This is a genomic window from Clostridium akagii DSM 12554, from assembly GCF_000686725.1.
Taxonomy (GTDB): Bacteria; Bacillota; Clostridia; order Clostridiales; family Clostridiaceae; genus Clostridium_I; species Clostridium_I akagii.
Map to the genome: position 1 here is coordinate 127,125 of NZ_JMLK01000006.1, position 21,388 is coordinate 148,512.

Here is a 21,388-nt window from a genome sequence, read left to right on the forward strand (position 1 = left end):
TAATTAAACGTAAGTAAGTTTAATTATATTTTAGCGCTGAAGAGCACTGATCTTAATATCCATGATAATTAAAATGAAATTAATAGAGGAGGAAATAATTAATGGCGAAGGAATATATAGACTACTCGCTGGGAGTGCCTGTATATATTGATTTTGTTACTGTCAGTGAATATCCTATGCACTGGCAAAATGCGATTGAAATGATTTATGTACTTAAGGGGAAAATTGAAGTAACGATTAACAATGGGACTTATGAATTAGAGGAAAATGAAATTGAGATAATTAATGTAGATGAATTACATAAATTATATTCAAATGATAAGAATAATAGAGTTTTGATATTTCATATAGATCCATTCTTTTTTGAAAAATATTATAATGATATAGAAAATATGTTTTTTTATACGAATACCTCCGATGAAGGTGCTCAAGATAGTGAGGAATATGATGAACTTAGAACTTTCTTAAGTATAATACTTTGTGAGTTTGTCCAAAAAAGTGATAATTATGACGAAGAAATTGAAGACAACTTGGTTAGACTTTTATATTATCTTATAAACAATTTTCACTATCTAATGTATGAGCAAAAAGAATTAAAAGAAAACGAAGAACAGCTAGAGAGATATCATCGCATAGCAAAATATATATTTAACAATTACAATAATAATATAACTCTTCAAGATATTGCTGATAAAGAATTTTTAAGTACACATTATTTATCACATGAAATTAAATATGCTACAGGATCTAGTTTTACGGATTTAATAAATATTACTAGAGTTGAAGAATCCATTAAGCTTTTACTAGACAGTGATAAGAGCATTTCGGAAATATCTGAAGAAGTTGGTTTCTCGCATACAAGGTATTTTAATAAGAATTTTAAGGTATATTACAAAATGACACCTTTAAATTTTAGAAAAAAATTCAAGATGGATGATGATACATTTGAAAAACATAAAAGAATGGAGCATCATCCATTAAATGAAGCTATTGAAGGAGTTATATATTATTTAGAGGATTATGATAGATTTAACTCTGAAAATAAGATTAATAAAATCAATATAGACATGAGTAAGGATTTAGGACAATTTGAAAAAAACTTTAAAAACATTATTAATGTTGGGGAAGCATTTGATTTACTCATTGAGGATAATAAAGATATTCTTGAGGAGCTACAGCAGCAAATAGGTTATAATTACGCAAGATTATTAAATGTATTTTCTTTGGACATGGGAATATTCTCAGGAGCTAAGTTTTATAATTGGAGTCGAGCTATGACGGTTTTTGAATATCTTGATACTTTAAATATAAATCCTTTAATCGTAATTGACAATATAGGTTTCGATAGAGATGAATTTATAGTAGCATTAAAATCTTTCCTGGATTTTTTTGATGACATAGAAACTTTAAATTTAAATGATTTTGCATTTCAATTTTCATCGGTAGTACCAGAGGAAATATTAAAGTCTGCCAGAGAAATAATTGAACAGGAATATAAATTAAATATTATAAAAGAGTACTATGATGCTACTTTAAATATCAATCCAATTTATGATACCGCTTATATGTTACCATTTATAATAGAAAATGAAATAAAAGGCAAAAAAAATTTAGGAATGCTTAGAGCATTTGATGTGCTTGGTAGTCAAGTTAATTTAACAAATGAAGTGTTTTTTGGATATCCTGGTATTGTGAATGATAAAGGAATAAGAAAACCAGCTTTTTACGCCTATTATTTGCTTAATATGCTAGGGGATACTTTGGTGGAGAGGGATAATGGATATATCGTTACAAAAAAACAAGGGGAATATCAAATACTTTTATATAGTTATAATGAAGAAATAGATAACCTTATTGAACTTAAGAGTTACTCAAAACTTAGGGGTCTTAGGAATTCAAAGGAAAAAAAATTCTCTTTAAATATAGTTCAAATAACATCTTCAGTTAGGATCACAACATATGTGATAGATGAGGAAGTGGGTTCCTCTTATAACTATTGGCTTGATATGGGGAGACCTGGCAGGCTTAATAAAGAAGAAAAAGAAATAATTCATAAGGCATCATTTCCAGAAATAAATTTTAAATTTACAAAAAAAAGTGCGGTACTTAACCTGCTAGCAGAGCTTACAGGCTATGGAGCAGTACTAATAACAATTAAAGAAGTACAAAGACACCTTAGATAAGGTGTTTTTGTACTTTTTGTATAAAATTGGGCAAGTATACTATTACCTTATTAGTACCTTTTAGTTAACAGTTTAGTGAGTTTAATGAAATGCACATTTAAAATATAATAATACTATAGAAATAAAAAAACTCATGAAGTAAAGCAAAGGTGGTGGAAATTTCATGGGAATGGACAATTCAATATTTAAAGAAAAAAAAGTAAGTAAAATACTTTTAAGGTTTGCAATACCTTCAATAATATCACTTTTAGTTGTAGAGCTGTACAATATGGTTGATACAGTTTTTGTAGGACGTTATGTGGGAGTAGATGCAATTGCTGCATTAACCGTGTCATTTCCAGTTCAAAGATTTTTAACATCCTTAGGAATGCTTATATCCATAGGTGCTTCAACATTTGTTGCAAGAAGTCTTGGAAGTGGAAATATGAAAGAAGTAAAAGATATAATAGTAAATTCTTTTGTTTTAACAGTAGTTACATTTTTATGTGTGTGTCTAGGCATTTTTGTATTTAAAAATCCGTTAATAACTGCGCTTGGAGCAAGTAGCAACGTGTACCCTCTTGCAGATAAATATATTAGTATTATTTTGATAGGAAGTTTCTTTCAATGTCTCTCCATGGTAGCCTGTTATACAATGACATCAATTGGAGATACTAAAATTGCGCTTTACTCAAATTTTATAGGAGCTATATTTAATATAATAATAGATTATTTTCTGGTAGCTGTACTTGGATTCGGAGTTGAAGGAGCAGCAATAGCAACTACTGTTTCTCAAATTATAGCATTTGGATATACTCTATACCATTTTAATAAAATTAGGACTAAATTTAGTATTAAATTTACTATAACAAATATAGTTAGATCATTTAATAAAGTATTACTTGCGGAAATAATAGCTATTGGGTTTTCAACATTTGTAATTGAAATTTCTGATGCAGTGGTTTCAGTAATATTGAACAAATTATTAGTTTCAAGTGGTGGAGATACAGCTATAATTATAGTCGGAGTTATCACTAAGGTATCTATGTTTATTTTTGTAACGATAATTGGCATAAGTGCAGCAATGCAGCCAATTGTAGCTTACAATTATGGGGCAGGTAATTATAAAAAGGTTAGAGAAACATTAAAAGTTACTATAAAAGCTGTAACAATTACCTCACTTGGATTTGGAAGTTTGCTTATGATTTTTGCTACACCGATAATTGGATTTTTCGTTAAAGATGCTTCAATATTACACAGTGCTGTAATAGCGTTTAGAATCAGTATAGCAGTACACCCTGTAATAGGAATATATTATATATGTATATATTATTATCAGGCAATTGAGGAGTCAAAAAAATCTTTCCTATTTTCGATTTATAGGCAACTAGTATTGTTTATACCTTTAGCTATACTTTTTGTTCATATGTTTGGAACTGTAGGAGCATGGATTGCATATCCCGTTTCAGATATGATATCCTTCGTAACATCAATATATTTTATAAAAAAAGATATGGCTCAGAAATATTCAAAAGTTCCGGTATTCAAGCTCAGTAAACCAGATTATGCATATAGTAAAAGCTTAGCTAAGTGATAAGTGATGTTTCGTAAAATGATTATTTAATCTTTTATGAGACATCTTTTTTTATTGAGAATAAAAGTTTATTGTGCTAGGATGAGTATTGTTAACAATTAATAGATGCAGAGGGGTTTGGCAGATGATTTTATACAGAGAAGACGTTATTAAGTTAACGTTACCGATTATAACGGAACAGCTTTTTGTAGCATTAATGGGTATGATTAATACAATGATGGCGGGCCATATTGGGAAAGAAGCTGTTTCTGCTATAGGAATGATTGATTCAATAAATAATATATTTATAGCATTTTTTTCAGCACTAGCTGTAGGTGGAACAGTTGTAGTTGCCCAATATATCGGACAAGGCAATATAAAAAAAGCCAATGAAGCTACTAAGCAGGCATTATATTCAAGTATTGCTATATCATTAGTTATCACAATTTTAATGGCAGTATTTAGAAAACCATTGATTGGATTTTTATTCGGATCAGCAGAAAATTCAGTAATCATAAATGGATACAATTATCTTGGTATAACTTTGATAACATATCCTTTAATAACAATAGATTTAGTTTCTAACGGTATATTAAGAGGTGCAGGTGATTCAAAAACTCCCATGAAAATATCTATAGTTATGAATATTTTGAATGTGTTTTTTTCATGGATATTTATAAATGGATTTAGTATAGGCAATAAGATTTATTTAAAGAGTATGGGTGTTACTGGTGCAGCCCTTGGAATAGCAACTGCACGAACCATAGGTGCTATTGTTATAATTATAGTTCTTCTTAGAGGGTCAAGAATAATACAACTTAAAAAAATAAAAAGCTATAAAGTTGATAAACAGCTTTTGAGGTCTATATTTGGAATTGGTATACCTGCGAGTATAGAATCCTTACTATTTAATGGAGGAAAGCTCATTATGCAAGTGTTTATTGTGGACATGGGTACCATAGTCATGGCTGCTAATACTGTAACCAATTCCATTGCAAACATTTTTAATATTCCAGGCAATGCACTTGGCATTGCAGCTACGGCATTAGTCGGAAGGTATATGGGGAAAAGTAATGACAAAGAAGCTGAAAAGTGTTTATCCTATATAACAAAGATGGCAATTTTACTTTTATCAGTGATTGGAGTACTTTCACTTCTGTTTTCAAGAGAGCTTGCTTCTTTATATACAACAAATACTGAAATTATAAATATTACTACTAGTATTTTAAGAATAAATGCCGCAGCAATGTTATATTGGCCATTATCATTTGTATTGCCAGCAGGGCTCAAAGGAGCAGGAGATGCAAAATATACAATGGTGACTTCAATAATTGGTATGTGGATTTTTAGAATAACACTTGGTTATGTACTTGGAGTAACATTAAATTATGGATTAGTTGGTATTTTTCTTGGCATGTATGTGGATTGGGCAGTTCGTGGTATTTTATATGTAATTAGATTCAAAAATGGGAAGTGGAAAAATCATGTTGTGATTAAAAATAAAATCTAAAATTAATTTAAAATTAATACAGTCTTAATATTTTCAACATATATTAATAGTAATTAGGTATCATCAAATACATTATAAGAGGGGAAGGAATTTAATGAAAAATTTAAATATTTGCATTGATATTGATGGAACCATAACTGATTCATATTTTTGGCTAGATAAAGCTGCAGAATATTTTAATATAAAGGTTAAACATGAAGATTTTAAGGAGTATGAATTTTGTAAAGCCCTTGGCATTTCAGAAAAAGATTATAATGGTTTTTATGAAAAATATAAATTTGAATATCATAGGCAAGATATTCTTAGAGTAGGGGCTAAAGATGTTATTAATGATCTTTATATGAATGATAATATTTATTTTGTTACTGCTAGGGATAAATCACTTGAAAATATTACTTCATCATATTTAAAAAACAATGAAATACATTTTCATGGATTATATGTATTAGGTACACACTATAAAATTGATAAAGCAGAGGAGTTAAAATGTGATATCTTTATAGAAGATAACTTGAATAATGCCTTGCAGCTCTCCAATGTAGGGTTTAAAGTTCTATTATTGGATGCAACATATAATCGCCATGTAAATGATCCAGGTATAACAAGAGTATATAGTTGGATTGATATATATGACGAAATAGTTAACTATAAATTTCTTCAAAAAGTAATATAAATATACTTAAAATGACTAAATAAAACATCTTAGTCATTTTTTTTATTGACAAAATTCAATGGGCAGGTTATTATTATACCAATGAATGATAATGATAATCAAAATCAATTAATGAAGTTATAATATATATTGAAAGGTGGTATTTTGATGAGTGTATTATTAATTGGAGGAGACAGAATTGGAAGTATAACACAAAAATTAAAAGAAAATGGATTTGATGATATACAGCACGTAACAGGAAGAAAACACGGAAATAGGAAGATAAAAATAAGTCCCAAAACAGATTTAGTACTTATTTTTGTTGATTTTGTAGAACATAATTTAGTGGAGATAGTAAAAAAAGAATCAAAACGAATTGGAGTAAGAGTTGAGTTTTCAAAACGTTCATGGATTTCTATGGAGAGTACCATAAAGGGATGTATTAATGATGCATCTATTTCTGAGAAGTATAAGGCAGTGTGACGCAAAATAGTTAAAAGCAAGAAGCACGTAATAGTCATAATAAAATAATATTAAGAGGCCGCTAGTGTAAAAACTAGCGGCTGCTTTTGCACCAAAAATAATTTATTTATAATAATTAATTTACTTATAGGCAAAATAGACTTATAATTTTAAAATGTAAGTTTAAATACTTACTAAAATCATATATATATCGATATTGGAGGAAACAATGACTTTGGATAATAAAGAAGAACAGGTTTATGATGTATTATCGCTAACTTCTCTGGAAAAATTAGAACCAGTGAGAGTAAGACCAGGTATGTATATTGGTTCTACAGGTAGCAAGGGACTACATCATTGCATATGGGAAATATTAGATAACGCTATAGATGAAATATCAAATGGATATGGTAATAAAGCAATTATCATATTAAATGATGATAGAAGTGTAACAATTTCAGATAATGGTAGAGGTATACCTACAGGAATACACCCAATAAAGAAAAAATCCGGGGTTGAAATGGTATATACTGAACTTCACACTGGAGGAAAATTTGACAACAAAAGCTATAAGACCTCTGGTGGACTGCACGGAGTTGGAGCAGCCGTAGTGAATGCTCTTTCTGAGTGGCTTGAAGTTGAAGTAAAACAAGGGGGATGCATCTATAAGCAGAGATTTGAATATTCAATGGATAAGTCACTTAAGAGACTTATGCCAGGAACGCCTGTAACAAAACTTATTAAATTGGAGCAGAAAACTGTAGATACGGGAACAACTGTAACATTTAAACCAGATAAAAAAATATTTGGTTCTACAGACTTTAGATTTGAAATAATAGATGAAAGACTTCAAGAACTTTCTTTTCAAAACAAAGGGATAACATTGGAGTTTGTTGACAAAAGAAAAGATCAAGAGGTTCAAAAAACATATCATTCTGCAAGAGGACTTTTGGACTTTATAGATTATCTTAATGAAAGCAAAAACCCTATTCATAAGGAACCAATTTTATTTAGCGGTGAAAGAGAAGTTAATGGAATATTTCTAGGTGCAGAAGTCTGCATACAATTTACAGATTCAACTACAGAATATATAGCTAGTTATGTAAATAATATTCCAACTTCGGAAGCGGGTACACATGAAACTGGATTTAAGACAGGCATGACCCGTGCTTTTAAGGAATGGGCTAAAAAACTGAATTTAATAAAGGAAAAAGACAAAGAATTCGAAGGTGATGACCTAAGAGAGGGAATGACTGCAATAATTAAAATAAGGTTATCAAGCCCCATTTTTGAAGGGCAAACAAAAACAAAGCTTGGAAACACTGAAGCGTATACTATTATGAACGATTTATCATACACTAGATTTTGTGAGTGGATTGAAGATAATAAGGAATTGGCAACATCTTTTATGAATAATGCCATTGAAGCGTGTACAAGAAGAGAAAAAATAAAAAAAATTAATGAAGCAGAAAAGAGAAAAGTTGGAAGAGGTACAGCACCGTTAGCTGGAAAAGTAGCAGCATGTACTTTAAAAGACTCCAGTTTAACTGAATTTATAATAGTAGAAGGAGATTCAGCTGGTGGAAGTGCTAAGCAAGCAAGAGATAGAAGATTTCAAACAATTATGCCATCAAAGGGAAAAATAATGAACACTGAAAAGCAAAAGCTTGAAAACGTACTTGCCAGTGAGGAACTAAAAATATTTGCAGTAGCTATTGGTACAGGAGTACTTGGTAATTATAAGGAACAGGAATTAAAATATCATAAAATAATAGTTATGAGTGATGCAGATGTGGATGGTTATCACATTAGGACCCTATGGATGACATATATTTATAGATATATGAGACAACTAATAGCAAATGGACACCTATATATTGCATTACCACCACTTTATAAAGTATATAAAGCTAGTAAAAATGGTGAAGTTGTAAAATATGCATATTCTGATCAGCAGCTAGAAGAGGCTAAAAAAGAGATTGGTAAAGGGTGCCTTGTTCAAAGGTATAAGGGGCTAGGTGAGATGAATCCAGATCAGCTTTGGGAAACAACATTAAACCCTAACACTAGAACTCTTCAACGAGTGACTATAGAAGATGCTGCAAAAGCTGAAAAAATGGTGTCACTTTTAATGGGAGATGTAGTAGAACCTAGAAAAAATTATTTATACAAATACGCAGAGTTTTAATGGAGGCTAACAATGGCTAAGAAGATAGATATACCCAAGGATAATAACATTATTAATATCCCACTGGAAGAGGCAATGCCTGACAATTATTTACCATATGCAGTAGAAGTTGCAAAGGAAAGGGCACTACCGGATGTTAGAGACGGACTTAAGCCAGTTCATAGAAGAATATTATATGGTGCTTATATGCTTAAGGCTTTCCCTGATAAACCTTACTACAAATCAGCCAGAATTGTAGGAGACATATTAGGTAAATATCATCCACATGGAGATTCTTCTGTATATGAAGCTATGGTTATACTCGCTCAAAATTTTTCAACCAGATATCCACTAATTGATGGTCACGGAAATTGGGGAAGTCAAGATGGTGATGGAGCGGCAGCAATGCGTTATACTGAGGCAAGGCTTACACCTATGGCTATGGAAATGTTAAAGGATATGGATAAAAATGTAGTTGATATGATGGATAACTATTCTTCCTCGGAACTTGAACCTAGAGTCCTTCCTGCAAGGTATCCAAATCTTTTAGTAAATGGTGCATTTGGTATAGCAGTTGGTCTTGCAACAAACATACCACCTCATAATCTTAATGAAGTTATAGATGGAACGTTAAAGTACATAGACAATAATGAAATAACCACAGCAGAACTTATGAATTATATAAAGGGACCAGATTTACCAACTGGAGGTATTCTAATAGGTAGAGAATCACTTCTTTCTGCTTATGAAAAAGGTGAGGGAAAGGTAACATTAAGGGCTAAAACAAGTATAGAAATGCTTGAAAACGGCAGATATGGCATTGTTATAACTGAATTTCCTTACAGAAAAAACAAGGCGAAATTACTTCAGAGTATATCTGAGATGACCGGGGATAAACGGCATCAAAAAGCACTAGAAAGCATAACCGATATTCGAGATGAATCTGATAGAACTGGAATAAGGTCAGTAATAGAATTTAAGAAAGTAACAACTAAGGATGAGGTAGAAAAGGTACTTAAATATATTTTTAAAAAAACTGAACTTCAGTCAAATATAAGTTTCAATATGGTAGCACTTTCAGAGGGGAAACCTCTTACTATGGGTCTAAAGACAATAATTAAATTTTATGTTCAGCATCAAAAAGAAGTGGTTAAGAGAAGAGCAGCAAGAGAGCTTGAAATAGCCGAAAAGAGGTTCCATATTGTTGAAGGATTGATTAAGGCAATAGATGTATTGGATGAAATAATAGTTACAATAAGGGCTTCTAAATCAAAAAAAGACTCTATAAATAATTTAGTGGAGAAGTTTGAATTTACAGAGATTCAAGCTGAAGCTATAGTTGAACTTATGCTTTACAGACTAACCGGTCTTGAAATAAAGATTTTTCTAAAGGAACACAAAGAACTATCAAAATTAATAAAAAAACTTAAAAATATTTTGGAAAACGAGAGCGTACTTTTAGCTGTAGTTAAAAGTGAATTAAGTGATGTAAAAGAAAAGTATGGCGATAGTAGAAGAACTGAAATTGTTGAAGATGAAGCAGAAGCAAAAATTGATATTGAAGAATTTATAGTAATTGAAGACACAGTTGTAACAATGTCAAATGAAGGTTTTATAAAGAGAATCTCTCAAAAAACTTATTTAAGATCAAATACAAATGTGGAAGACATAGAGTATAGAGACGGAGATACAAACAAATACTTATTTAACTCCAACACAAAAGATATAGTAATGTTTTTCACTAGTGATGGAAATATGTACCAGCTTAAAGGAGATGCTATTCCTGAGTATAAATGGAAAGAAAAAGGTGAAAAAATTGATACTATAATTAAAGGTTTGGACTTAAACAAGGAGCGTATAATTGGAGTATTTTCGGTTGGTGATATAAATTGTGACCAAGACTTTTTGCTTATAACGGATAGAGGATTTATTAAAAGGACAAGTGTTCCTAACTTTAGCTCAAATTACTCTAGAATTATGGCATTAAAACTTAAGGGAAATGAAAAATTGAATTTTGTAAAATTACTTTCAAAAGATGAGGATTTTAAGTCTATTCACGTCCAAACTGTTAACGGACTTAGTTTTATAGTGAAAAATCCTTGCCTCAAGGCGGTGGATAGAAATATCCTTGGAACAAAGCTATTTAATTTTTCAAAAAACGATGAAATAAAAGATATTGAATTAATAAATCAATATAACAATGATACATTTTATGTTTCTATTAATGAAAAAGGTATGTTAAAAGCTAATGGTAGAGCTACTAATAAATCAAAGCTAGGAACCCATTTCAAAGAATGTAAAACGGATTCTGAAGATACAATTTTAGTATTCACAAATACAGGTAAGGTACTCAGTTTATACTCTTGTTTGTTACAAAATATTATTGAAGAAGGATTTAACTTAGATAACATAAATAATGAATTTAATAAGGAAACGGAAAAAATATTAAATATAATTTCAATAAAAGACTATAATAATGATATATTCTTTTTTACTAAAAATGGTTTTGTAAAAAAGATGAAAATGGATGAATTTAAAGGAGATTATACTAGCTGCACTGTATATAAATTCAGAAGTGAAAATGACGAGATTATAAACTTAGAATTTTTAAGTAATGAGAGTGAGGGTGAAGTAATACTCATTACCAAAAAAGGAATGAGTATTAGATTTAATTCTAGTCTTATAAACTATATGGGAAAAGTTGCATCAGGTGTTACAGGAGTTAGTCTTGGTGAAGAGGATGATGTGGTCTATGGATTCTTATACAAAGGTCAATATGAGGAAATTACACTAAAATCCAAAGACAAAGAGATTAAAACAGTGAAAATTGATGAGATTAAACAACAAAATAGAGCTGGAAGAGGAAAAAACATAATGATTACTGCTCTTGATGATTTTATTAAAGAAATTAAGTTGAAATAATAGGAGATGGATAACTATGTCTAGTGTGATATTGTTTTTAGCGGAGGGTTTTGAAGAAATAGAGGCAATTACAGTTGTTGATGTACTTAGGAGGGCAGATATAAAATGTGATATTTGTGGACTAAATAGTATTACTGTAAAAGGTTCCCATGGAATTGAAGTTAATTGTGATAAAATACTTGGTAATATAGTAGATAGCGAATATGATGCTGTAGTTTTACCTGGAGGAATGCCAGGTGCTAAAAATCTAAGAGAAAACAGCAAAGTAGTGGATTTAGTTAGTAGTTTTTATAAACAAGGTAAGATAGTAGCGGCCATTTGTGCTGCACCAATGGTTTTAGATAGAGCTGGAATAATTAAAGGAAAAACTATAACATCTTATCCAGGATTAGAACTTGGTGAATGCAATTATATTGAACAAATAGTAGCGGAAGACGGAAATATTATAACAAGTAGAGGTCCCGCTACTACAATATATTTTGCCATGAAAATTGCAGAAAAACTTGAAGGCATTCAAAAAGTAGATGAATTAAAGAGTGAAATGATGCTTACTTTTTTAGAAAATAACATATAATGCTGAAATACTAAGATATAACCATGAAAACAGGTCATAATGTGGAACGATGAACTGTATTAACATATACAGTCATAATTTAGGCATTTTTGCAATTGTAATATAAATTCCTGAGATATATAATCAAGGAATGTCCAAAAAGTAAAATGTTTATTAGAGGTGTACTTATGATTTATAATATTAAAAATTTTTTATTAGGAAAAGCACTTAAAACTGAACAATTAAAAGGAGAAAAATTTAGTATTTTCTGGGGCCTGCCAATACTTTCCAGTGACGCTATATCATCAGTAGCATATGCAGGACAAGAAATACTTTTTGTACTCATACCGGCAGTGGGTTATATGGCATTCACTGACCTGATTCATGTATCATTAATGATTATATTTTTATTATTTATACTTGTATTTTCATATAGACAAGTTATTGATTGTTATCCAAACGGAGGAGGAGCCTATATAGTTGCACAAGACAATTTAGGAGTTACTCCAAGTTTAATAGCAGCAGCGGCTTTGTGTATTGATTATATTTTAACTGTTGCAGTTAGTATTGCTGCAGGAGCGGCTGCTATTACATCAGCATTTTCAAGTCTTTTGCCCTATAGTGTAGCTATTTGTGTTGTGCTTATAATTATAATGACTATAGGAAATTTAAGAGGTATTAGTGAATCGGCTAAATCCTTTGCTATACCACCTTATTTATTTATTTCAATTATGGTTATAATGATTGTAGTTGGATTTGTAAAATATAATATAATGGGAATCCATCCTAAACCACTTTTAGTTATACCAGGGTTTACAAACGCACTTACTTTATTTATATTTTTAAAAGCTTTCGCCGCTGGGTGTACTGCACTTACTGGAGTAGAAGCAGTAAGTAATGGAATACCTAGTTTTAAAGAACCATCTCAAAAAAGTGCAAAAACTGTATTATTGTTATTAGGTTGTGTGGCATTTGTACTATTTGGAGGTATTTCATATCTTGCTACAATATATAAGCCAGTATATAATTCAGATATAACTGTAATAGCACAACTTGCTATACAAATATTTGGACAAAATAGCTTTATGTTTTACATTATTCAAGCAGCTACAGCCTTAATATTGATTATGGCTGCAAATACCTCCTATAATGGATTTCCACTTTTACTTTCTATTATTGCAAAAGATGGATATGTTCCAAGACAATTCTCAAAAAGAGGTTCAAGGCTTGGATATTCTAATGGCATAATGTTTTTATCCATAGCTGCAACTCTACTTCTTGTGTATTTTAAAGGTGATAACCATAATTTATTACCACTTTATGCGGTTGGTGTTTTTGTATCCTTCACTTTGGCTCAAACAGGAATGGTATTAAAATGGCTTAGACATAAAAAAGGATCATGGAGGCATAAAGCATTAATTAATGGAATTGGTGCAATATTGTCTCTTGTAGCAACAATAGTAATTGCCGCTACAAAATTTAAAGAAGGTGCTTGGATTGTATGTTTATTGATACCGCTTATAGTGTTTTTTATGTCAAGAGTAAAAGCTCATTACGTTATAGTTGCAGATGAGTTAAAGCTTAATATTGACCAAAAACCAAAAATTATTAATCATGAAAAACAGAAAAATTATATGATTATACCTATTGATTCATTAAATAAATCATTTTTAAAATCATATAATTATGCTAGAAGTTTTACCGAAGATATTATAATTTTCCATGTTTCTGTAGATGAGGAAATGACAGATAAACTTTTGGAAAAATGGGAACAATGTGGAGATGGTATTCCAATAGTTGTAAAAAAATCTCCATATAGAAATTTGATTGGACCACTTGTTAAATTTATTGAATCAGAGGAGTTTGTTATAATGCCCGGTGATACAATAACAGTAGTTATGCCTCAATTTGTAGTAAAAAAATGGTGGCAAAATATACTCCATAATCAAACTTCTTTATTTATACAAAGTACTTTATTGAAGAGAAGAAATATTGCATTAACCACTCTTCCTTATATAATAAATGAATAAATGAATAAAATAATATTAAAACTTCATCAGTTCTTTTAGAATTGATGAAGTTTTTTTTATAAATTATAGAAATGTAGTTCTACTTTATGATATTATTCTGTATGGTGATAAATTATGAAAATATTAAATATGAATAACGGAATAAAAGTTTTATATGAATATAGACAAAATTATATTACATCATTTTGTATTGGATTTAAAGCTGGTGCACTTATGGAGAGTAAAGAAGAACTTGGACTTGCGCATGTAGTAGAACATATGATTTTTAAAGGAACTAAAACTCGCAGTGAAATAAAAATTAATAGAGCTTTAGATGAAATCTTTGGTTTCAACAATGCTATGACTAATTTTCCCTACTCAATATATTATGGGACTACATTAAGTGAAAATTTTGAAAAAGGATTTGAAATTTATTCGGATATAATATTAAATCCAATATTCCCTAAAGAAGGATTTAGTGAAGAGATAGATATTATATGTGAAGAATTAAGAGAATGGAAAGACGATAACTTCCAGCTATGTGAAGATGAACTGCTTAAAAATGCTTTTAAAAGTAGGAGAATAAACACTTGCATAATTGGGGAAGAAAAGAGTATAAGAAAAATTTCTATTGAAAATATTAAAAGTTTTTATGAAAAATTTTATGTCCCTACTAATTGTGTTATAAGTGTTGTTTCATCATTGGATTATGAATCAGTTAAAAATATTGTTACTAAATATTTTGAGAATTGGTCCGGTGATATAGTGCATTTAAAACAAGAAATTTATGAAAAAAATGATGAAGGTAAATTTATTAAAAATAAAGAAGGTATTCAAGGAGCGAAGATTCAATATTGTTTTCCAATTCATGATTTGGATGATAAAGAAGTAGTCGCACTAAAAATTTTTAATACGAAATTTGGAGAAGGAACAAGCAGTATATTATATGATAAAATAAGAACTCAAAATGGCCTTGCCTATGACATTTATAGCTATATTAAAAATGAATCAGGAATAAAACTATTTATTATATGCCTTGGGACTTCAAACGGTAATGTAGAAAAAGCCATGGGGATAATAAATAATCTACTCTCAAGTAGTAAGGAACTTGAAAATATATTTACCAAAGATGATATAATTAAAGCAATTAGTGCAATAAAGCTAAAGAGAGAACTAAGAGTTGAGAAGTCAATAGAATTATGCAAAGAGCTTACAACAAATGAAATTATGTTTGGAGAGCAAAAAATTAATAATGAACAAAAAATTTTACAAGATATAAATGCCCAGGATATAATTAAAATAATAAAAAAAGTTCTAGTTTCACCTACAATTCAAGTTTTGTGCCACTAGAAGTGCAGGAGGATAGTTCATATGATTAATAATGTTCAAATTATAGAGACGTCGGAATTTACAAATAATTTAACCAGAGATGAATTAATATCTATTTTAGAGGATAACAGTTGTAATGAAGTTTTGTATAAAGCAGCGGACCGGGTTAGAAAAAAATATATGGGAGATGAGGTTCACCTAAGAGGGTTAATTGAGTTTTCTAATATATGCAAAAGAAATTGTATGTATTGTGGACTTAGATCGGAAAATAAAAATATAAAAAGATATAGATTAATGCCAGACGAGATAATAGAGCTTGCACGAAAAGGTACAGAATATGGCTATAAAACATTTGTATTGCAATCAGGTGAAGATGAATTTTATACAGTTGAAAAGATGAAATATATTATAAGTAGCATTAAGAAAATGAATGTGGCTGTTACCATAAGTATTGGTGAAAAAAGCTTTGAGGAGTATAAGGCGTATAGAGAAGTTGGGGCAGATAGATATTTAATAAGAATTGAAACCACTGATAAAAACTTATATGATACTATGGATCCAAAGATGAGCCATGAAAATAGAAAAAATTGCCTAAGGGATTTAAAAACATTAGGTTATGAAGTTGGAAGTGGTTCACTTGTTGGCCTTCCAAATCAAACTATTGAATCCATGGCTGATGATATATTGTTTTTCAAAGAGATTGGTGCAGATATGATTGGTATTGGACCGTTTATTCCTAATGGAGATACTCCTTTAAAGAACGCCAAGGGTGGAGAATTTGATTTAAGTCTTAAAGTAATGGCTCTTACAAGAATATTACTAAAGGATATAAATATACCAGCTACCACTGCTATGGAAACATTAAATAAAAATGGAAGAGTTATAGCACTTCAGTCAGGCGCTAATGTAGTTATGCCCAATATAACAGAAGGTGAGTACAGAAAATTATATGCACTTTATCCAGGAAAAATATGTGTTAATGATACACCAAGTCATTGCAGAGGATGTATTACTGGTAAAATAACAAGTATAGGAAGATTTGTATCTAAAACTAAAGGATATAGAGACAAGAGTAAAAATGTATTGACATAAGGCTATGGTATGCCTAAAAAGGAGAAATTTTATTGAAAAAGTGGTTTGTAAAAAATAGAAAGGCTAATTACGGGGAAATTGCTAAAAAGTTTGATGTTAGTGAAGTAGTGGCCAAGCTAATTGTGAACAGGGATCTTACTATGGATGAGGATATAAAAAGTTTCTTAAATCCTTGTTATGAAAACCTTCATAATCCTCGTGAAATGAAAGACTTAGTTAAAGGTGTAATGCTTATTAAGCAAAAGATAGAACAAGAAAAAAAAATAATGGTGGTAGGAGATTACGATGTTGATGGAGTAATCAGTTTGTTTCAATTATATACAGCACTTAAAAGATGTAAAGCTGATGTTGTTTATGATATTCCAGACAGAATAGTTGATGGGTATGGAATAAATAAGAATATTATTGATAAAGCAAAAGATCTTTGTGTTGATACAATAATTACTTGTGATAATGGTATAGCTGCAATTGAAACCATAAAATATGCAAAAGAATTAGGCATGACAATTATTGTAACTGATCATCACGACATTCCTTTTATAGAAAAGGAAGATAAAAATAGGGAATTTATTAGATCGGAAGCTGATGTTATAATAAATCCAAAACAAAAAGATTGCAAATATAAATTTAAAGCACTTTGTGGAGCAGGTGTAACATTTAAATTTATTGAAGTTTTATATGAGGAAATGGGTATTGACAAGGCAGAAGCTTATAAATTTATTGAATATACAGCTATTGCAACAGTATGTGATGTAGTAGATTTAGTAGACGAGAATAGAATATTTGTAAAAAATGGATTGAAATTAATAAATGAAACATCAAATCTTGGTTTAGCTGAATTAATTAAAGTAACAGGAATTGAAGACAAAGAGATATCAACATATCATTTAGGTTTTGTTATAGGACCTTGTATAAATGCATCAGGTAGACTTGATAATGCTAAGGAAGGTGTGAAATTATTACTTGCCGTAAGCTTAGCTGAGGCGAATAGATCTGCCATAGAGTTACATGAACTTAATAAACAAAGGAAAGATATGACCCAGGCAGGAATAGAGGCGGCTATAGAATATATTGAGAGCAATAAAATGGCTGAGGACAAAGTACTCGTGATTTTTATCCCAGAAACCCATGAGAGTATCGTAGGAATAGTTGCGGGAAGGATAAGAGAACGTTATAATGTTCCTACCATAGTGCTTACAAGAGCTAAGGAAGGTATTAAAGGTTCAGCAAGGTCAATAGATGAATACAATATGTTTGAAGAACTTAACAAGTGCAGGGAACTCTTAGGACGCTTTGGAGGACATCCTATGGCAGCTGGATTATCATTAGATGAAAGTAATGTTGAGCCATTAAGAAAAAAACTTAATGATATAGTAACTTTAACTGATGAAGATATAATTCCTAAAATATGTATAGATATGCAGCTACCTTTAGAAAAAATTGACCTTAACTTAATTAATGATTTAAGCATATTAGAGCCCTTTGGAAAAGCTAACCCTAAACCAGTATTTGGTGAAAAACAAGTAACAGTAGTAAAGGCATCAATTCTTGGTAAAAATAGAAATGTGCTTAAATTTAAAATAGTTATGAGGAATGGAAAATATACTGATGGAATATATTTCAGGGATATTGAGGAATTTGAGAAAATTATTATAGATAAATATGGATCTGACGAACTTGATAGATTATACCATGGAAATTGCAGGCTGAAACTTGATATGGTATTTTATCCAAGTGTTAATGAATACAACGGAAATGTAAGCATTCAAGTAGTTATAGAAAACTTTAGATGAATTTGCTTTTAATTAGCAATAAATTAAATTACAAATTATAAGGATCGGTAATTTTATGCAAGTATTAAATTTGTTTTTTATATTAATAGTATGTACTTTGTGTATATTATCTTTGATAAAATATAATAAATCAAGAAAATCTTTTGGAAATAACAATCTTGAATTTTTGCAAAAAAATCAATGGATAATTGTGTGTATACTAATTATAATTGGGTTTGCTGTTCGTGCCATTTATTTGGGATCTAATCCATCTGGACTTAACCAAGACGAGGCATCAATAGGATATGATGCTTTCTCACTTTTAAAGTATGGAATTGACAGAAATAATTTTCATAATCCCGTGTATTTTGTTGCATGGGGAAGCGGACAAAATGTCTTATACGGATATCTAACCATACCGCTTATAGCATTGTTTGGACTTAACACTATTGTTATTCGTATACCAGCGCTTATCTTTGGAACACTGTCACTTTTAGTTTTTTATTTACTTATAAAAGAAATATGGAATATGAGCACTGCATTAATTGGATTGGTATTGCTTATAATAAGTCCATGGCATATAATGATTTCAAGATGGGCACTTGAATCAAATCTACTTCCAGCATTTTTACTATTTGGCACATATTTTTTGGTTTTATCTTTTAGAAAATCTAAGTTTTTTATAATTTCAATGGTTATGTTTGGATTATCACTTTATTCTTATGCCTTGTGTTATATAATTCTTCCCATTTATCTAGTGCTTATATTTGTGTATATTATTATGTTTAAACAAATTAATATTATTGATTTTATAATTGGGGTTGTTTTATTAGTTATAATGGCAATGCCATTATTTCTATTAATATTAATAAATAAAGGAATAATACCTGAAATTATAACTCCACTGTTTTCTATTCCATTTATGAGTGGGTTTAGGGGTTCTGATTTGGATGTAGGTATAGCTGCAAACCTTATTGTATTTATTAAAATAATATTAAGACAATCAGATGGACTTATATACAATGCAATAGATGGGTATGGAATATTTTATTTATTCAGTTTACCATTTATTATAATCGGTTTTATATCTTCAATAAGAATATCTATAGATAAAATTATGAAAAGGCAATTTGATGAGTCTATAGTATTTATTCTTTGGTTTATAGCTACTTTTATTATGAGTCTTCTTACATTAACAAATATTAATAGAGAAAATTCTATATTTATCACGTTAATCTATTTTTGTAGTTTAGGTATTTTGTTTGTAATCAAGAATATAAAAATAGCCATTGTTTTTGTAGCATTTATTTATTTAACAGCATTCCTTAGTTTTTCTTGTTATTACTTCAAAACTTATCCATCACAGATAGGTATAGTATTTTATAAGTCTTTACCTGAAGCAATTAATTATGCCAGTGAAGAAACTAAGGGGAATATTTATCTAACTAGTAATGTTAACATGACGTATATATATGTTCTGTTTTGTGAAAAAATACCCACAAAGGAATTTGTAGATACTGTACAATATGATGATATAAATGGGGAATTTCGATCACCTAAGAAGTTTGGTAGATATATTTTTGGAATTACAAATTTTAATATATCAAAAAATGATGTTTATGTAATTGATAATTCTAGCATTAAAGTATTTTTGAAAAAAGGGTTTAAGATAAAAAAATTTGAAAACTATTCTGTAGCATATTAAAAATAAATTTTATTGGAGGAAACAATATGAAAGAAATATACAATAGAAGAAGTATTAGGAAATACAAGGACAGACCAATTGAAAAGGAAAAAATAGAAGAACTTCTAAGAGCAGCCATGCAAGCTCCGTCAGCTTCAGACCAGCAATCATGGGAGTTTATTGTTGTTGAAAATAAAAAAACTTTAGGCAAGTTATCATTAATGAATTCTTATTCTAAGTTTGTTGCTGATTCCGCCGCTACTATTGTAATTTTAGGTAATAGCAACAAATTTAAAGTGGCAACATCTTGGGAAGGTGATATGGGTGCAGCTACAGAGAATATCCTTTTAGAAGCTACATACTTAGAACTTGGATCAGTTTGGCTTGGAATAGCAACAGATGATGCTGCTACTGATTATATTAAAAAAACTTTTGATTTACCAGAGAACATTAAGCCTTTTGCATTAGTTTCAGTAGGTTATCCGGATAATGAAAAAAATGAATTTATTGATAGATTCGATGAGAAAAAAATACATTATGAAGACTATAAGTAAAGTGGAATAAAAAAGCTAATTTATAACAATTATAATGGTGTAAACTGAATAATTAAGACAAAATGGAGGAATCACCATGAAAGAGATATTTAATAGAAGAAGTATTAGGAAATACCAGGACAGACCGGTGGAAAAAGAAAAAGTGGAAAAACTTTTAAGAGCAGCTATGCAAGCACCATCAGCTGCAAACCAGCAGCCTTGGGAATTTATAGTTGTTGAAAATAAAGAAACATTAAACAAGTTATCATTAATGACTCCTTACTCTAAGCCGGTTGCGGGTTCAGCAGTAACTATTGTGCTTTTAGCAAATACTGACAATTTCAGAGTCGAAACATCTTGGCAGCAAGATATGGGTGCAGCAGCCGAAAATATCCTTCTAGAAGCTACATATCTAGGACTTGGAGCAGTGTGGTTAGGTGTTGCAACAGCCGATTCTGCCATAGATTTCATTAAAAAAAGTTTTGACCTTCCAAAGAATATAAAACCTTTTGCTTTGGTTTCAATAGGATATCCAGAAGAACAGCAAAATGTAACAAGTAATAGATTTGATGCAAAAAAAGTTCATTATGAGGAATTTAAATAATATTTTGAAACTAAGGATGGTGCATAAAAATGATTACGATTGTAGCTAAACATTTTGTGAAAGAGGATAAAATCAGTGAATTTTTAGAACATGCTAAGAAACTAGTTGAAATCACTAGAAAAGAGCAGGGATGCATAAAATATCAGTTATATCAAGATATAAAAGATGCCAAAATACTGACAATGATTGAAGAATGGCAAGATAAAGATGCACTTGATAGACATTCTGTATCAGAACATTTTACTAAAATTGTTCCCATTTTGGTAGGTCTTGTTGAAAAACAGACAGAAATGAATATCTACAAAAAAGCAGAATAAAGCATAATACAAAATAGAACTGAATACTGACTTGTTAATAGTATCCT

At 30.0% G+C, this 21,388-nt stretch carries 16 protein-coding genes; all 16 read left to right on the top strand.

Annotated features, from left to right (window positions below):
- Positions 1-101: 101 nt before the first annotated feature.
- The 16 genes from BR66_RS0100725 (at position 102) to BR66_RS0100800 (ending at position 21,341) form a co-directional block, all read left to right on the top strand.
- On the top strand, positions 102-2,183 hold the full coding sequence (locus BR66_RS0100725) for a helix-turn-helix domain-containing protein (RefSeq protein ID WP_026881192.1): 2,082 nt from the start codon (positions 102-104) through the stop codon (positions 2,181-2,183).
- A 163-nt stretch (positions 2,184-2,346) separates the two neighbouring features.
- Complete coding sequence (locus BR66_RS22765; RefSeq protein WP_051624038.1) at positions 2,347-3,756, top strand: MATE family efflux transporter; 1,410 nt, start codon at positions 2,347-2,349, stop codon at positions 3,754-3,756.
- A 124-nt stretch (positions 3,757-3,880) separates the two neighbouring features.
- On the top strand, positions 3,881-5,245 hold the full coding sequence (locus BR66_RS0100735; protein WP_026881193.1) for an MATE family efflux transporter: 1,365 nt from the start codon (positions 3,881-3,883) through the stop codon (positions 5,243-5,245).
- 94 nt (positions 5,246-5,339) lie between these two features.
- Positions 5,340-5,918, top strand: a complete 579-nt coding sequence (locus tag BR66_RS0100740; protein WP_026881194.1) for a 5' nucleotidase, NT5C type — start codon at positions 5,340-5,342, stop codon at positions 5,916-5,918.
- Positions 5,919-6,065: 147 nt separating this feature from the next.
- Entirely contained in the window at positions 6,066-6,380 is a 315-nt protein-coding gene (locus BR66_RS0100745; protein ID WP_026881195.1) for a DUF2325 domain-containing protein, read from the top strand.
- 208 nt (positions 6,381-6,588) lie between these two features.
- A complete protein-coding gene (locus tag BR66_RS0100750) occupies positions 6,589-8,547 on the top strand; it encodes a DNA gyrase/topoisomerase IV subunit B (protein ID WP_026881196.1) in 1,959 nt (652 codons plus the stop codon).
- A 12-nt stretch (positions 8,548-8,559) separates the two neighbouring features.
- Positions 8,560-11,448: a DNA topoisomerase IV subunit A gene (locus BR66_RS0100755; protein WP_026881197.1), complete on the top strand. Its 2,889-nt coding sequence runs from the start codon at positions 8,560-8,562 to the stop codon at positions 11,446-11,448.
- A gap of 16 nt (positions 11,449-11,464) precedes the next feature.
- A complete protein-coding gene (locus BR66_RS0100760; RefSeq protein WP_026881198.1) occupies positions 11,465-12,022 on the top strand; it encodes a DJ-1 family glyoxalase III in 558 nt (185 codons plus the stop codon).
- Positions 12,023-12,189: 167 nt separating this feature from the next.
- The gene (locus BR66_RS0100765) at positions 12,190-14,031 is read left to right on the top strand and encodes an APC family permease (RefSeq protein WP_026881199.1); all 1,842 of its coding nucleotides are present in this window, start codon (positions 12,190-12,192) and stop codon (positions 14,029-14,031) included.
- A 114-nt stretch (positions 14,032-14,145) separates the two neighbouring features.
- Positions 14,146-15,360, top strand: coding sequence for a M16 family metallopeptidase (locus tag BR66_RS0100770; protein ID WP_026881200.1), 1,215 nt, complete (start codon positions 14,146-14,148; stop codon positions 15,358-15,360).
- 21 nt (positions 15,361-15,381) lie between these two features.
- Complete coding sequence (hydE, locus tag BR66_RS0100775) at positions 15,382-16,431, top strand: [FeFe] hydrogenase H-cluster radical SAM maturase HydE (RefSeq protein ID WP_026881201.1); 1,050 nt, start codon at positions 15,382-15,384, stop codon at positions 16,429-16,431.
- A 32-nt stretch (positions 16,432-16,463) separates the two neighbouring features.
- Entirely contained in the window at positions 16,464-18,224 is a 1,761-nt protein-coding gene (gene recJ / locus BR66_RS0100780) for a single-stranded-DNA-specific exonuclease RecJ (RefSeq protein ID WP_026881202.1), read from the top strand.
- Positions 18,225-18,279: 55 nt separating this feature from the next.
- Positions 18,280-19,908, top strand: coding sequence for an ArnT family glycosyltransferase (locus tag BR66_RS0100785; RefSeq protein ID WP_026881203.1), 1,629 nt, complete (start codon positions 18,280-18,282; stop codon positions 19,906-19,908).
- 26 nt (positions 19,909-19,934) lie between these two features.
- Positions 19,935-20,441 (top strand): nitroreductase family protein, encoded by a 507-nt coding sequence (locus BR66_RS0100790; protein WP_026881204.1) that lies wholly within the window; start codon positions 19,935-19,937, stop codon positions 20,439-20,441.
- A gap of 76 nt (positions 20,442-20,517) precedes the next feature.
- Positions 20,518-21,024 (top strand): nitroreductase family protein, encoded by a 507-nt coding sequence (locus BR66_RS0100795; protein ID WP_026881205.1) that lies wholly within the window; start codon positions 20,518-20,520, stop codon positions 21,022-21,024.
- 29 nt (positions 21,025-21,053) lie between these two features.
- Positions 21,054-21,341, top strand: coding sequence for a putative quinol monooxygenase (locus BR66_RS0100800; protein WP_026881206.1), 288 nt, complete (start codon positions 21,054-21,056; stop codon positions 21,339-21,341).
- The last annotated feature ends 47 nt before the right edge of the window (positions 21,342-21,388 follow it).

Excerpts from the sequence above, each read along its gene's own strand:
- BR66_RS0100745 (WP_026881195.1), top strand. The coding sequence starts at position 6,066 with ATGAGTGTATTATTAATTGGAGGAGACAGAATTGGAAGTATAACACAA.
- BR66_RS0100795 (WP_026881205.1), top strand. The coding sequence starts at position 20,518 with ATGAAAGAGATATTTAATAGAAGAAGTATTAGGAAATACCAGGACAGA.
- BR66_RS22765 (WP_051624038.1), top strand. The coding sequence starts at position 2,347 with ATGGGAATGGACAATTCAATATTTAAAGAAAAAAAAGTAAGTAAAATA.
- BR66_RS0100740 (WP_026881194.1), top strand. The coding sequence starts at position 5,340 with ATGAAAAATTTAAATATTTGCATTGATATTGATGGAACCATAACTGAT.
- BR66_RS0100770 (WP_026881200.1), top strand. The coding sequence starts at position 14,146 with ATGAAAATATTAAATATGAATAACGGAATAAAAGTTTTATATGAATAT.
- BR66_RS0100785 (WP_026881203.1), top strand. The coding sequence starts at position 18,280 with ATGCAAGTATTAAATTTGTTTTTTATATTAATAGTATGTACTTTGTGT.
- BR66_RS0100725 (WP_026881192.1), top strand. The coding sequence starts at position 102 with ATGGCGAAGGAATATATAGACTACTCGCTGGGAGTGCCTGTATATATT.
- BR66_RS0100790 (WP_026881204.1), top strand. The coding sequence starts at position 19,935 with ATGAAAGAAATATACAATAGAAGAAGTATTAGGAAATACAAGGACAGA.
- BR66_RS0100760 (WP_026881198.1), top strand. The coding sequence starts at position 11,465 with ATGTCTAGTGTGATATTGTTTTTAGCGGAGGGTTTTGAAGAAATAGAG.
- BR66_RS0100735 (WP_026881193.1), top strand. The coding sequence starts at position 3,881 with ATGATTTTATACAGAGAAGACGTTATTAAGTTAACGTTACCGATTATA.
- BR66_RS0100765 (WP_026881199.1), top strand. The coding sequence starts at position 12,190 with ATGATTTATAATATTAAAAATTTTTTATTAGGAAAAGCACTTAAAACT.
- hydE (WP_026881201.1), top strand. The coding sequence starts at position 15,382 with ATGATTAATAATGTTCAAATTATAGAGACGTCGGAATTTACAAATAAT.
- BR66_RS0100800 (WP_026881206.1), top strand. The coding sequence starts at position 21,054 with ATGATTACGATTGTAGCTAAACATTTTGTGAAAGAGGATAAAATCAGT.
- BR66_RS0100750 (WP_026881196.1), top strand. The coding sequence starts at position 6,589 with ATGACTTTGGATAATAAAGAAGAACAGGTTTATGATGTATTATCGCTA.
- BR66_RS0100755 (WP_026881197.1), top strand. The coding sequence starts at position 8,560 with ATGGCTAAGAAGATAGATATACCCAAGGATAATAACATTATTAATATC.